Here is a 14,326-nt window from a genome sequence, read left to right on the forward strand (position 1 = left end):
AGCCGGTACAATTTTTTTGGGAGAAAAGCACGCTTGCTTTCTTGAACTATCACTTTCTTGGTCTAGCTTTAGCGGTCTAAAAAATCGAAACATAAAAATAGATGTAAGGATAGAGTTTTGAAAAAAATACTCTCTGCCCTGCTGCCACTGTTTTCGTTGACTGTCAGCTGTCAGGCCGAACCGTTGCACAGACATTTTATTGTTGAGTTTGAGCAGTGGGGAGGCTCCCCGGGCACGATCTTTTCCGTAAAGCCTGTCCAGCCTGCATTCTCAGACCACCCCTCATACCTTGCCGTCACAAACGGCTATGCAGAATCCGTTTTGCCTCCTGATGACAAACCACAAAAACTGGGTGATTACGGGGTGAAAACGACCTTTTATGATTCGATCTCGTGGCAATTGATTTACGCCACTCATCTTCCGTTTGTTTGCGAACTGGTTCTGGCCACCCATAACGCCGATATGAGCGTTAAACCTTCTTCATCGCTTCCTTTAGGAGCACTATTCGCTGTCGGCTGGCTTATGGACAGCTATTGGAACCCCGATTCTCCGCTGTTTAACCCGATGGGTCAACTGGAGGCAAGTCAGGTCCACCCGTTTGCGATCACTACCATGATGCTTCCCGGGCAGGGCCAGGGAAAAAAAGACCAGCAAAACCCACCATCATCATCCGGTCAGCAGGCCTCAGGAGCAGCCGCCCAGATTACCGGTTTTTTCACCAGCCCTACGGATTTTGGCTCTGGCGACGGTAATGAAAACCCTGAACAACAGCAACATACTTTGTGTTTCAATTGCTTCGTTGATTCATGTAATGGCGTTTGTAAACACCGACCATCACCCGATGGCGATAGGCCTGCTGAATGGGGGCCGAATCCCGGAACAAGTTCGACTGGCTGCGCGAGAGTAAAACACGAACAAATCTTGCCTTCCGGAGTAAAGACTCGTGAGCGGGCGCGGCAGATGGAATTGTTGCACTTAAGTACTAAAAAACGGCGAGTTCAGGAAAGAATATCCGTCATTGATCGATTGAAAGAATGTCAGATCCTGTTGGCCCATGAAATTAGAGCTGAAGAAAAGGCCCGAAAGGCAGGAGTAACACCCGAACAAAACTCGCCTTCTGCGTCAGTAGTGCCTTTCGGGCAGCAGCTGACAGATTGGTGGAACCCCAGGGACCCAATTCTGCGGCATCAGAAAAAAAGAGTTGTCCTGGGGCAATTGAAGGAATGTGAACTCAGGTTGGCTGAGATTTCGGCTGAAGAAATTGCCGAAAGTTTCAAAATTCAAAACGAGTTACTGGTTTGTGACCTGAGGGTGGTCGAGGAAGGCCAGCAGGTTTTATGCGGGAAGGCCTTCAACACTGCTCAAGCTCTGTCGGATCACAAAAGAAAGCAGCATTGAAATCGTAAGGCTGAGACGAAGCAAGATGATGACCCCATGGAGTGATCACAGCTCTGCGTTCAGCAGGGAGGCTTTTGTCTATTCCATCATGTTGGGTAAGCTCTTTACTGAAAGAAAAACACGCCTACTTTCTTGATCTCTCACTCTTCTGCTTGATCTCTCACTCTTCTGATCTAAATTTCTACTCGGGAAAATAGAAATACAAAGCATAAAAGTAGACGTAAGGTAAAATTTTGAAAAACTCGATACTGCTGTTGCTCATATGCTGTTTGTCTGCCATCTGCCAGGCCAAGTCGTTAAAAAGAAGTCTTGTTGTCGAGTTCGAACAGAATGGAGGTTTTCAAAGCGGGAGCTTTTCCATAAAGTCTGGCCAGCATCCATTATCTGGCATCCTGTCGTATCCTGCCGATAAAAACGACTATGCAGGATCGACTTTACCGCCTGAAAACGAATCATTCCGACTTGGCGGTTACGATGTAAAAACATCTCTTGTTGAGTCAGTCTTGTGGCAGTTAGTTCACGCCACTAATCTGCCGGTAGTTTACGAACTGGTTCTAACCACTCATGACGGCACTCTGAGCGGTAAACCTTATTCATGGCTGCCTGTGGAAGCGTTTGTCGCTGTCGGCTGGCTTATGAAAAACTATTGGAACCCTGATTCACCGCTGTTTAACCCGATGGATCAAGTGGAGACCAGTCACTATGACCCGTTTGTGATTACCACCATGATGCTCCCCGGACGGGACCAACCATCAAGCCAACCATCAAGCCAACAATCAAGCCAACAACCAACCCAGCGTGCCTCAGGAACTCTTACCCGTCTTACAGACTCTTTTGCCAATCTCCTGTCATCCGGTTTTGGCGGCGACGACCAGGGCCCTGATCAACAACAGCATACTTTGGGTTTAAATTGTTACGTTGACTCCTGTCATGGCGTTTGTAAACTCTTACAATCATCTGATAACTCAGCTGAAGGGCCGCTCAATTCTGTAAAGAGTTCGACCGCCCATGAGGGAGCTACATCCGGACAGGCCTCATCCCCGGATATCACTGGTCGATCCTTCACATCGCCACTGGTTTATTTCGACAGAAACACATTTATGCCAGTTACTGATGCCCCCCCAGATGAACTCAATAATCAATTCTTTGTTGATTTCTCTGACATTCACCGCATTGATATCAACCTGACAAATGGTTGCAAGAATCCGAGGTCGCTATTATGGGTATCTCCGAGGCATCCATAAAGTCTGTCCGCAATGGCAAGGACTTTGATGCAGGTCTGATGTACCTACTGTCATTGTGCTGATAGTTGCGCGGTCAATGGTGCCGATGCTGCCTGTGATCCCCGGATTTTAGTTTCGTGCTCCTAATCCTCTCATCTATCCTCACTGCTCCTATCCCCAGAAAACAGAGGGTAGAACCATTAACAGTTTACTCTCCCAGGTATTGGTCTTTTTGCCTATCGTCTGCTGGTTTGAGCCGCAGACTTACCGCTCTATCGTTGAGGTTCATCAGAATGGGGCTTCGACAAGCCAGAGTTTTTCTATAAAAACTGGGCCGGGCACATTATCTGCAATGGCAATCACCGATTGGAGGCCGATCCAAAACAAAACACCATACATGACCAGCACAAACGGATATTCAGTTTCAGGCATGCTACCCGATGACAAACCCTCTAGGCGAAACAAACTTCAGATCATCACTTTGATGTACGGAACGGGCGGCGCTGACTATTCCCGGACAACAGGGCCAGAGGATCATGGTCAGTCATCCAATAGACATTCAGAAAAATCGCATTATCTATACGACAACGACCATAATGATGAAAATTCGGGCCAGCCCACCGACTCCCGACATAGCCTTGACAAAAATTGCCATGAACAGCCCTGTTGTAATCAACGAGGAGTCTGTATCTTCGCTCCTTCCACAAGTACACGGTGTCGTTCAACCTCAGATGACTCTTTGGCTTGCAGAACAGATGTCTATTTGCAGACAGACAATCAGGAATCTGGCCCGGTAAGCCGTCCTGCTGAAGCACCGACAGTTGTCTCAGGAGCTGACAGCACAACCGGTTCATCATTAAAATTAAATCCACCTCCTGCGAAAAAACAAAAGAAGGCAGGCTCCAAAAAATGCCGATGTGATTACCCCGGCTGTGAAAAATTACTCAGCTCTCAAGCCTCATTGTCCAGTCACAAAAGTCATTATCACACCGGGGAGCAAACCTGCCCTGAGTGCAAGAAGATCCTGCCAAACGCTCAATCCCTGTTGAATCACAAAAGAAAAAATCACAGCGGAGAGCAAACTTGCCCTGAGTGCCAGAAGACCCTGCCAAACGCTCAAGTCCTGGCGCTTCACAAAAGAAAAGATCATACCGGAGAGCAAACCTGCCCTGAGTGTCAGAAGACCCTGCCAAACGCTCAAGCCCTGTCGGATCACAAAAGAAAAGATCACAAAGGAGAGCAAATCTGCCCTGAGTGCCAGAAGCCCCTGCCAAACCCTCAAGCTCTGGCGGTCCACAAAAGAAAAGATCACACAGGAGAGCAAACCTGCCCTGAGTGCCAGAAGACCCTGTCAAACGCTCAAGCCCTGTCGGTTCACAAAAGTCTATATCACAAAGGAGAGCAAACCTGCCCTGAGTGCCAGACGACCCTGCCACACGCTCAAGCCCTGTCGGCTCACAAGAGAAAGGATCACACCGGAAGGCAAACCTGCCCTAAGTGCCAGAAGACCGTGTCAAACGCTCAAGCCCTGTCGGTTCACAAAAGTCTATATCACACAGGAGAGCAAACCTGCCCCGAGTGCCAGACGATCCTGCCACACGCTCAAGCCCTGTCGAATCACAGAAGAAAAGATCACACCGCAGAGCAAATCTGCCCCGAGTGCCAGACGCCCTTGCCAAGTGCTCAAGCCCTGTCGAATCATAAAAGGCAACACCGGAAACGAAAGCTTGATGATACAAAGTCAAGTGATTGATTTCTGATTGTCATTTCGCGCTGCAAGCTTTTTTAGACCGAAAAAATGCCTGTTTTCTTGATCAATCACCCTCTTGGTCTAGCTTCCTATCTGAAAAAAAGAAAGACAAGAAACAAAGCACGAAACAGGTGTAAGGTAAAGTTTTGAAAAACACACTCTCTACGGCACTGCTGTTGCTGTTGATTTTGTTCTCTGTCATCTGTCAGGCTGCAAAATTGAAAAGAAGTTTTGTTGTCGAACTTGAACAGGGTGGAGATTCTTCAATCCGGAGCTTTGCCATAAAGCCTGAGCAGCTTATATTGTCAGGCAATCCGTCATACATCGCAGACACACACGCCTGTCGGGGCCCAGCTTCGCCGCTTGGTGACAAACCACACAGAATTGGCGGTTACGGAGTGGAAACGTTCCTTATTGGATCGGCCTCGTGGCAATTGATTTACGCCGCTAGTCTGCTGGTTGCCTACAGACTGGTTCTGTCCACAAATGACGCTGCTCTGAGCGGAAAACCTTATTCATGGCTACCTGAAGAAGCACTGATCGCTGTTGGCTGGCTTTTGAAAAGCTATTGGAACCCCCATTCATCGCTGTTTGACCCGATGGATCAAATGAAGGCCAGTCAGGATGATCCGTTTGTGATCACCACTATGATGCTTCCCGGACAAAGCCAAAAACAAAATGGCCAGCAACAAAGTCAGGCATCAGCCTCATCCGGTCAGCAGGCATCAGGGTCAACCACCCATGTTACAGGCTCTCACCCCCCCCCCCGTCTTCCGGATCTGGCGGCGGTGACGAAGGCCCTGAACAACACCAACATACTTTGGGTTTAGATTGTCGCGTCAATCCCTGTAATGGCATATGCATCTTCCGACCGCTACTAAAAATCTAACATAATCTGTAATTATGTAGACTTATCTACGCTGTCGGCATGGATGCACGACGAATCGTGTCTAACTCCACTCTTGCGTAGGGTTTAGGGTCTGGGCGACCCCGTCGAGCTGTAACCTGTCTCGACCGTAATTATCAAGGTTAAAACTCGCACTGTAATCCCTATCATGCAGAGTTTTACATTTTGGACACCGCCACTCACGATCAGACAGGGTGAGATTGTCATTTATGTAGTCGCAAGTATGAACTGCACATTTCTTCGAGCTGGGAAAGAACCGATCTGCAATCACAACCTGACATCCTCGCAGCTCTGCCTTGTATTCAACCAGTTCTCTCAGCTTACCGAAACCTGCGTCACTGATTGCTCTTGCCAGTTTGCGGTTTTTTACCATGCCTTTGACATTCAGATTTTCGAGGGTGATTATTTTGAATCTTGACGTCAGATAATCACTTACCTCATGTAGTACGGCTGTTCGCTGGTTACTTATCCGGTAATGCAGTTTGGCAACCGCTCGCTTGGCTTTCACATAGCGGTTGCTTCCCTTTGTTTTGCAGCTTAACGCCCTCTGTTTCCTGTTAAGGCGTTTCAGAGAGCCTTTCAGTTTCTGATTAGCAGCAAAGGTTTTGCCATTCGAACAAATAGCTAAATCTTTGATGCCAAAATCAACGCCCACAGACTCATGGCTTTGTGCTTTTGGGTCGTAATCCTGAGTGTCTACCAAAATAGAAGCGAAATACTTTCCGGCTCGCTTAGTGATCGTCACCTGACAGGGTGTTCCTGTGAACCTCAGTTTCTGGCGCATCTTGATGCGGGTTTTCAATTTCTCAATGCGAAGTGTTCTGCCATCAACATCGAACTTGGGTTTTTCTCTGAGAGAAAAACTGTCGTGTAGTCCTCGCTTCTTGAATCTTGGATAACCTGCTTTTTCTCCTTTCTTCACCCGACGGAAGAAGTGAGTAAAGGCGTCATGAAGATCGTCGATTGTATTCCTGGTGACACGTTGGCTGACTTCGGCATACCAGGGAAACTCAAGCCTGAGTTCTTGGTATTTTTCATTCGCAGCCTTCTTTGACCATTTAACGCCTTCTTGATTGAAATGGGCTAACAGTTGATTGAAAGCATGACGACGAGAACCACAAGCCCTATCAAGATAATCGGCTTGTTGTTTTGTCGGTCTGAGTTCAATCTTGTGAGCTAACAACGTCTTGCAAAGTCTCAAGCATTTTTTCGTATAACCTGAGTTCGCCAACCTTTTGCAGAACAGCAGGCTTCCAGTAGCTCTTGCTGACTGTCTAAGTCTGGCTTTTGGTCGTGACTGGATACTCTGCAATAGCAAAGCGTAGGCGCAGCTTCGTTACTGTAGCCCATAAATTCAGACACGTCGTAGTAACAAGTTCCAACTTTGGTCTTTCTGGCAGGAAGCAGCTCACCTGTGCTTTCCGATTTTCGTAGTGTTACTGGGTCTGTACTATGTAAACGAGCTGCCTCACCTATCTTCAGTAATCACTTATCAATGCTTGAGATTTTATAAGATAGTTTTGGATTATAATAGATTTCTGCGAACTGTTTTTAACCCTCACACGTGAGCGATGAACCGTTTGCAGGGTCGCTGAGTTCCGGAGCAATTGCGGGACAAGTAATTGCGACACACGATAGAGAGGGAAGCTTGCTAAACACATCCGTTAATTGCACTGATAACATTACACCGATCTCTGACATAGTGTTTGCCAATGCCGAACCTGCCCCGGTTCTGCTGATGAAGATGATTTTGAGGCTAATTAAAATCGGTCGGGGGATAATGGCCAGAATAATGGGTGAGGAAGCAGAAGAAGAATTCTTCAGACAAGTACTGGTCGGAATAATGAACGAGGAATTGATCAAAGAACTCGGTGGAGAATTCATCAAAAAATCGGTCGAAGAATTTGCTGGAGAATACACCGAAGAAGTAGTCAAAGAAATAGCCAAAGCAATAACCAAAGAAATAGCCAAAGAAGTAACCAGAGAATGGCTCATAATGACCAAAAGTGGATAGGGCAGCAGCAACACCAAAAACACGTTTATTTCCTTGAACAACCGATTACTTGATCTATCTTTCCTCTTTTAAAATAAGAATTGAATACTATAAGCTACAGACTGGAATGTAATGAAAAACTCTCTGTCTGCGGCACTGCTGCTGCTGTTGCTTTATTCGTTATCTGTCATCTGTCAGGCCAAACCATTGACAAGGAGTTTTGTTGTTGTGCTTGAGCGGAGTTCAGGTTCTCCAGACGGGAACTTTTCTATAAAGCCTGGCCAGCGTAGATTAGCGGGCAAACCGTCATACATTGCGCAGACAAATAGCCATTCAGGTTCAAATAGGCTGTTTAATGACAAACCACACAGACTTGGCGGTTATGGGTTAAAAACGACCCTTATTGAGTCTATTTCATGGCAGCTGCTTTATGTCACTCAACTGCTCGTTGCTTATGAACTGATCCTGAGTACTAACATTCCTTCAGGCGCCAAACCTTGTTTAAGGATGCCAGTAGATGCGTTTGTCGCGGTCGGCTGGCTCCTGAAAGGCTATTGGAACGCCAATTCAGCGCTGCCCAACACGATGGATCAACTGGGGGCGGCTTCTATGATGTTACAGTGGGATGACCCCTATGCGATCACCACAATGACGTACCTCGAACATGGTCAACAAAAAAACCAGCAACGAAACCAGCCAGTGGTATTATCAACTGATCAGCAGGCCCCCGGGGCAAACAGCCAAATTAAAGGTACTTTCAACAGCCCCGGGCATTCCGGCTCTGGTGGCGGTAATGAAGGCTCTGAACAAAACCGGCATACATTGAGTTTCAACTGTTTCGTCGATTCTTGTATTGGTGTTTGTAAACTTCGACCACCACTGCGAAACAGAGAGTCAGCTGAACAGTCGCTGAATTTCCCAGATAGTTCGGTATGCGACACTCTTCATGCTGATCCACCCGATTTTCACTGTGAACAGCCCCACAATCGAGAGAACTCTGCATCGACTGATCCTGACACATTGAATGACCCCCCCGTTTATATCATTTCTGATCTTGGCACATTGCTTGACCCCCCTGTATATATCATTTCTGATTTTGGCACATCGATTGATCGTTCTGTTTACCTACCTGATGATGTCGACAGAGAGATGGATCCTTCTATTTATCTCCCTGATGACTTCGACACATTGATGGATACTTCCACTTATCTTCCCGATGATTTTGAAATATTAGTTGACCTCTCTATCGATCCTCCCGCTGATTTTCCTGTCACTCAAAGCATTTGTATCAACTCAACAAATAGCCAGACACTTCTACACTCAATCAATGCAGTTACAGCCCATACAAAGAATGATGAAAGGGAAGATATCTCTGACAAATAATGTTCAGTGAGAATGGCCAGCAGCAGAAATGCCGTGATGCCATCGAAAAAGCTCAATGCCTGGCGGATCACAAAAGAAGATACTGCGGAGCAGGCTGACAAACGTGACCTGATTCCTCCAGAAGTTGGGGAATGATTCGACTTCCAGCCAAGCTTGAACAAAAAAACCAACAACTGTTATGCAGCAGCAGGCTTTTGTTAACCGCTGCAAGCTTTGGTTTTTGCCAGAAAAAGATGCTTATTTCTTGATCTATCACATGACTGGTCTAGTTTCCTATCTAAAAAAGACAAAACAGATGTAAGAATAAAGTTTTGAAAACACCCATTTCTGCGGCATTCCTGTCGGCACTGTTGCTGTGGTCCATGGTCTGTCAGGCTAATTCATGGACACCTGTAGAAGCGTTTGCCGTTGTTGGTTGGCTTTTGAAAAGCTATTGGGACTCCGATTCACCGTTGTCTGACCCGATAGAACAGCTGAAGGCAAGTCAGGATGACCCGTTTGTGATTACCGCTATGATGCTACCCGGACAAAACCAACAACAAAATGGCCAACAAGACCAGCCATTGGCAGTATCCGGTCAGCAGGCCTCAGAGGCAACCACCACCCAGCTCACAGGCTCTCACACCAGCCTCCTGTCTTCTGACTCTGGCGATGGTAACGAAGACCCTGAACAACACCAGCAGCATACTTTAGGTTTAAATTGTTACGTCGATTCCTGTTATGACATTTGTAAATTCCGATCATCATCCGATCAAGGAGAGTCAGCTGAAGTAATGCTCAATTTCGAAGAAAGCTCGGGTCACACAGAAGTAGTAACATTCGGACAAAGCTCATATCCTCACCCGGAAATAACAGAGCTCGATCCTTTTATCCCGCCTTTACGCTCAATGAATGCAGGGGCCGCCAATGTAATCGATCATGCCGTGAGAATAGTCTGTGACGGGATAAGTATCGGTAAGAATGGTGAGCAGCGGCGATGCGGGATGTTCCTGGAAAATGTCGAAGAGCTTTCTTACCATCTGCCTTTCACCACACCGATTGATATTTGCCTAAAATCTGTTGTCAAAGAAATAAACAGACATTCAGGTACACCAACATGCCTCAAGCTCAATACCAGTCTAAGAACCTCAACCACCTTGGCTTGGTTGCCGCTATGTGTCGGGAGTTAAAGATAGCCGAATACATTGATGCCCGTATCACAAATGACTCCGATGTTCGTAATGTCACTATTGGACAAGCTGTAGTTGCAATGATCATCAATGGCTTGGGCTTTACGGGGCAAACTCTGTACATGCTCCCTGAGTTTTTTGAGGATAAGCCGATTGACCGCCTTATCGGGGAAGGTATACAGGCTGAACACTTGAACGACAAGGTACTTGGTCGGGCTCTCGACAGTTTGTACGACGCTGGTGTTAGCGACTTGTATCTCAATCTGGCCGTCAAGGTCGTCAATCATCTGAAACTTCCTTGCAAGGCATTAAATCTGGATGGCACCAGCTTTCATGTGGATGGAGTCTATAACAGTCATGACAATCCAGACGACTTAAATTGTATTCATATCTGCCAAGGTTACAGCCGTGACCACCGGCCTGACCTGAATCAGGTAGTCTTGCAGTTAATGACTGAAAATCAGGCGGGCATCCCTGTGTTTATGGCCCCTGCCAGCGGTAATGTAAACGACAAAACCTGTTTTCAGGAAATTATCAAAAATCATCTGTCATGTTTTAAGGCCGCTTTGAATAGCCGCTATCTGGTTGCTGATGCTGCCATGTATGTTGCAGAAACCCTTCAGTTGCTTGATGAGCAAAAGCAGCTGTTTATCTCCCGGGTGCCCCTGAACATCAAGGAGGCAAAGGAGCTGGTCTGCAAAGCGCCAACCATGTCGCTGGTGCCTGTTGAAGGCTATGAAGATTACTACTCAGCTGAAGTGCCTTCCTGCTACGGAGGGGTTCAGCAACGATGGTTCCTGTTTCTCAACAAAAAGCGCGGGCTTAGTGAACGGAAAACATTGACCCGAAAGATGCAAAAGCAGTCACTGAAAGAGGCCCGTGATCTGGAGAAGCTGAGCAAAAAGGCCTTTTTGTGCCGGGACGATGCATTGAAGGCTTTTGCCTTGTGGCAGAAACAATCGAAACTTTGCCAAAGCGAAACAGAGCCAGAGGTTATCCGTAAACCCTGCTATTCGGGCAAAGGAAGACCATCGCCGGATAGCAAGCCTGATCACTTCGAGTACTTTGTGCAGGCTGAATGCTTTGTTTCCTGCGAGAAAAGGGAGCATGCAGAAGCCTCACTGGGTTGTTTTATCCTAAGCACCAATGAACTGGATAAAAATAGTTTGAATGCCTCTGAGCTGCTGTCTACTTATAAGTCGCAACAAAAAGTTGAAGGCGGCTTTCGGTTCCTGAAGAGCCCGGACTTTCTGGTATCTTCGCTCTATCTGAAGAAAGCGGAACGTATTGAAGCCCTGTTAATGGTGATGACTCTATGCCTGATGGTCTATGCTGCTATCCAGCACAGAATCAGGCAGGAACTGAAAAAGCAAAGTCGTGTATTTCCAGACCAGAAAAAAAAGCCCTGCCAGAACCCAACAGCAAGATGGGTATTTTTCTGTTTCCAGGGGCTTAGTGTATTAACGGTCAATAATCAGGAGGAGCATGTGATTGGCTTGAAGGAAAGGCAGTGGACGATCATTCAAATTTTGGGCATTTTTTACGAGTCCATGTATTCCTGATAGGGGTGGTGAAAGGCGGTTACCATAAAAGCATATACCACGCTTGGCAACACGGTCAGCACGTCTGTTGCGAGCCAGTGCGCAATACGGATGGCGAGTGGGAGCCATGTGCAAAGATCTTACGCGATGCTAAAAAGCTGTTGCGCCACAAAAGAATACACCACACTGGACCACAACTTTGTTTTGAGGCAATGAGCGGGGGGGGAAGGCGCGCAGCAGATATGTGAGATGACACAAGCCGCAACTCCCACCCAGATTACAAATGCTATCACCGGCCTCCCGTCTACCGGCTCTGGTGTCGGTGATGAAAACCTTGAACAACATCAGCAAGAGCACGGACCAGCTAATCCCACTTTATACCAGACAGATTCAAGGGCTGTATTGTCACAGAAGTGGATATCACCAGAATTGATGTCATGCTGGGTAGCATTCTTGAGCAGGCTTCAATTTCATCCATCTTTCTATTTTTAACCGAACAGCAGTAAGTACTCAGCCATACGGAATCGAATATTTCTGGCTTATTGGGCAGGTGCTCTGCAAGGCGCAACGACGGGAACATAGCAAGCTATGTGACCAGAGTTGCAACGCAGCACGACTGCATGGATGCAGGAGCTAGAGCAACGCAGGAGCAGTTGCCGCGAGTGCCTGAACAATGAGTCAGAAAATATGATTTCGTATGGTTGAGTACTTAGACGTCATTTACACTCTGGTCAGGGATAGCGTGTATTCTGGCCTCTTATTTCTGGCAAACTTTCACCTGATGCAACCTTTGGTTTTTGACAGAAAAACAGGATTATTTTCTTGATTTGACACTTTCTCTATCTATCTTTTCTATAGGTCAGTTGCGGGAATGGAATGATGAAAAAATCACTCTGCATGTCACAGCTGTTGCTGATTGCTTCGTTATCTGCAATCTGTCAGGGTGCGTCGTTGAAAAAACAATTTGTGGTGGGCTTTCAAAAGGATAATGCAGGTTCTTCAGTCCAGAATATTTCTATAAAGAATGGTTCTTATACAGTGTCGTGCAATCAGTCTGCCAACAATAGCGGCTATGCAGGGTCAGCTGCTCTGCCTGATGACAAACAACGCGGACTTGGCGGATATGGGTTAACAACCCTTATTGATTCCTTTTCGTGGCAAGTGATATGCCTTAGCAATCTGCTGGTTTTCTATGAACTGACCGTTACCAACAATGCCGCTCTTGGCCAGAGAGATATTCTATTGCTACTCTGGGAAGCGGTAATCGTTGTCGTCTGGTTTGTTAAGAACTATAGGAATCCTGATTCACCGCAGACGGGTCAACCGGAGGCGGGTCAGGATGGACCATTTGCGAATACCAGCATGGTGCCCCGCGGAAATGGCCAACAGCAAGGCCAGCAACAAAGCGACCAATCAGAATCATCCAGTCAGCAGGCCTCAGGGGCAAACACCTCCCAGACTCTGTCACCGGCTCTCTGACTTCTGATTTCTGCCTTCTGACTCTGGCGGTGGTAATGGAAATCCTGAACAACACCAGCAGTTCATTTTGCTTTAAATTGTTTCGTCGATCCCTGTCAAGGCCTTTGCCAATATCGACCATCATCTGATAGCAGAGAGTCAACTGAAGGGCCGTTTGATTTCGAAGAAAGTTTGACAGGTGATACAGGAGCAACATCCGGACAAAACTCATATCCTCGGCAGGAAATCCAAAATAAGGTAGAGATCCAAAATGATTTTCACGAGCCAATTAACCAGCAAGAGCCCGGACCCGTTAATCCAACTTCATCCAAAATAAATGCAGGGGAAGCCACTAGAACTCGTAACAGGATAATCGAATGTGAGGCGATAGTGATCGGGAAAGGCTGCCAGCGGCGGCTATGCGGGAAGCTCCTCAGGAGCGCCAGGATGCTGTCTGATCACAAAATGAAATGCCACGTTGAACTGGGATTTTGTGATCTGATAGTGGTCGCCGGGGTCGGCCAGAAGCGACTATCTGGGATGGTCTTAATATTCCAGATCAGCAGATTCACAATTTAAAGCTTATCAATCTCTTTCTTTTCGTCTGAGGCTGTTAGTTCTTTCTTGAGCCCGAAAATCTGTCCGCTTCGCCTGAAGCTGCTACACTCCTTCCACTTGCGCTCTCCACTACTGACCATTCGACATTAGTAGCGTTTTCAATTCATCAGGTCAGCTTTCATCTCAAGCACTGATGACTTTGGCAGATATTTGAAGGTATTGGGAAAATATGAACTGTGTCACTAGCGGAATCGACAGAATGAAACTGGTTCTAAGCTCTGACGATTGTTGGGGAAGTTCAAAGCTTGTAGTCATTGGTTTGCTCTGTTTGACACTCTCCACCTTGACGGCTGCAGATACAATGTCGAATGGAATCTTTCAGTTAATCAACCAGCGGTTGAACTATATGCAGGATGTAGCCTTATCCAAGGCCAAAAGCCATAGTGCGGTCGAAGACCTGGCCAGAGAAAAGCAGGTGCTTGAGAAAGCATTGGTCGATGCGCAGCAGGCAGGTATACAACCGGACTCTATTGTTGGTTTCTTTCAGGCACAGATGGATGCTGCCAAGGCGATTCAATATCGCTATAGGGCTGACTGGTTATCTACCCATCCTGAAAAGAGTGAATATCGGGATTTAGCTTCTGAGGTCAGGCCAAAGCTTTTGGAGCTTGGTGATGAAATAGTGGTTAGAATCAGCGAATACCTGAAAGATGGAGGGTCTTTTGATAATAATCTGCAGAAAGATTTTGTCAGAACGGTGAATACAAAGCATCTATCTGAAAACGATAAAAAGAAAATGTTTGAAAGTCTTCAGATGATACGTTTGATCAAGAGCTAGTGCAGTGCGTTGAAAGCTGTACTGCATATCATTTTCAAACCAGTCATCAGTCCACTTGGCTCGCTGCTGAAAAATCATACTCCCGGCTGAAAAAGGCAAAATGGTCTC

At 46.7% G+C, this 14,326-nt stretch carries 12 protein-coding genes; 10 read left to right on the forward strand and 2 right to left on the reverse strand.

Going from position 1 to position 14,326, the window contains the following annotated elements:
• Positions 1 to 117: 117 nt before the first annotated feature.
• The 4 genes from P6910_RS02165 to P6910_RS02180 all read left to right on the forward strand — a co-directional run bounded on the left by P6910_RS02165 (position 118) and on the right by P6910_RS02180 (position 5,201).
• Positions 118 to 1,398, forward strand: coding sequence for a hypothetical protein (locus tag P6910_RS02165; RefSeq protein ID WP_317144650.1), 1,281 nt, complete (start codon positions 118 to 120; stop codon positions 1,396 to 1,398).
• 233 nt (positions 1,399 to 1,631) lie between these two features.
• Positions 1,632 to 2,642 (forward strand): hypothetical protein, encoded by a 1,011-nt coding sequence (locus tag P6910_RS02170; RefSeq protein ID WP_317144651.1) that lies wholly within the window; start codon positions 1,632 to 1,634, stop codon positions 2,640 to 2,642.
• Positions 2,643 to 2,853: 211 nt separating this feature from the next.
• Entirely contained in the window at positions 2,854 to 4,374 is a 1,521-nt protein-coding gene (locus tag P6910_RS02175) for a C2H2-type zinc finger protein (protein ID WP_317144652.1), read from the forward strand.
• Between the two features lie 143 nt (positions 4,375 to 4,517).
• The gene (locus tag P6910_RS02180; RefSeq protein ID WP_317144653.1) at positions 4,518 to 5,201 is read left to right on the forward strand and encodes a hypothetical protein; all 684 of its coding nucleotides are present in this window, start codon (positions 4,518 to 4,520) and stop codon (positions 5,199 to 5,201) included.
• A 120-nt stretch (positions 5,202 to 5,321) separates the two neighbouring features.
• Here P6910_RS02180 and P6910_RS02185 read toward each other — a convergent pair whose 3' ends face one another.
• Entirely contained in the window at positions 5,322 to 6,461 is a 1,140-nt protein-coding gene (locus tag P6910_RS02185) for an RNA-guided endonuclease TnpB family protein (RefSeq protein WP_317144654.1), read from the reverse strand.
• Positions 6,462 to 6,475: 14 nt separating this feature from the next.
• Positions 6,476 to 6,628 (reverse strand): recombinase family protein, encoded by a 153-nt coding sequence (locus tag P6910_RS26650; protein ID WP_410493871.1) that lies wholly within the window; start codon positions 6,626 to 6,628, stop codon positions 6,476 to 6,478.
• Positions 6,629 to 6,842: 214 nt separating this feature from the next.
• Here P6910_RS26650 and P6910_RS02190 point away from each other — a divergent pair, with 214 nt between their 5' ends.
• From P6910_RS02190 to P6910_RS02215, 6 genes are all read left to right on the forward strand, one after another.
• Positions 6,843 to 7,292, forward strand: a complete 450-nt coding sequence (locus tag P6910_RS02190; protein ID WP_317144655.1) for a hypothetical protein — start codon at positions 6,843 to 6,845, stop codon at positions 7,290 to 7,292.
• Between the two features lie 111 nt (positions 7,293 to 7,403).
• On the forward strand, positions 7,404 to 8,654 hold the full coding sequence (locus tag P6910_RS02195; protein WP_317144656.1) for a hypothetical protein: 1,251 nt from the start codon (positions 7,404 to 7,406) through the stop codon (positions 8,652 to 8,654).
• Between the two features lie 311 nt (positions 8,655 to 8,965).
• The gene (locus P6910_RS02200; RefSeq protein ID WP_317144657.1) at positions 8,966 to 9,823 is read left to right on the forward strand and encodes a hypothetical protein; all 858 of its coding nucleotides are present in this window, start codon (positions 8,966 to 8,968) and stop codon (positions 9,821 to 9,823) included.
• A complete protein-coding gene (locus P6910_RS02205; RefSeq protein ID WP_317142404.1) occupies positions 9,751 to 11,385 on the forward strand; it encodes an IS1634 family transposase in 1,635 nt (544 codons plus the stop codon). The genes P6910_RS02200 and P6910_RS02205 overlap by 73 nt, the downstream gene beginning before the upstream one ends.
• An 855-nt stretch (positions 11,386 to 12,240) precedes the next feature.
• Complete coding sequence (locus P6910_RS02210) at positions 12,241 to 12,843, forward strand: hypothetical protein (RefSeq protein WP_317144658.1); 603 nt, start codon at positions 12,241 to 12,243, stop codon at positions 12,841 to 12,843.
• Positions 12,844 to 13,639: 796 nt separating this feature from the next.
• Complete coding sequence (locus tag P6910_RS02215; protein ID WP_317144659.1) at positions 13,640 to 14,218, forward strand: chorismate mutase; 579 nt, start codon at positions 13,640 to 13,642, stop codon at positions 14,216 to 14,218.
• Positions 14,219 to 14,326 lie beyond the last annotated feature (108 nt).

The sequence above is a fragment of the Endozoicomonas sp. 8E genome, from assembly GCF_032883915.1.
Taxonomy (GTDB): Bacteria; Pseudomonadota; Gammaproteobacteria; order Pseudomonadales; family Endozoicomonadaceae; genus Endozoicomonas_A.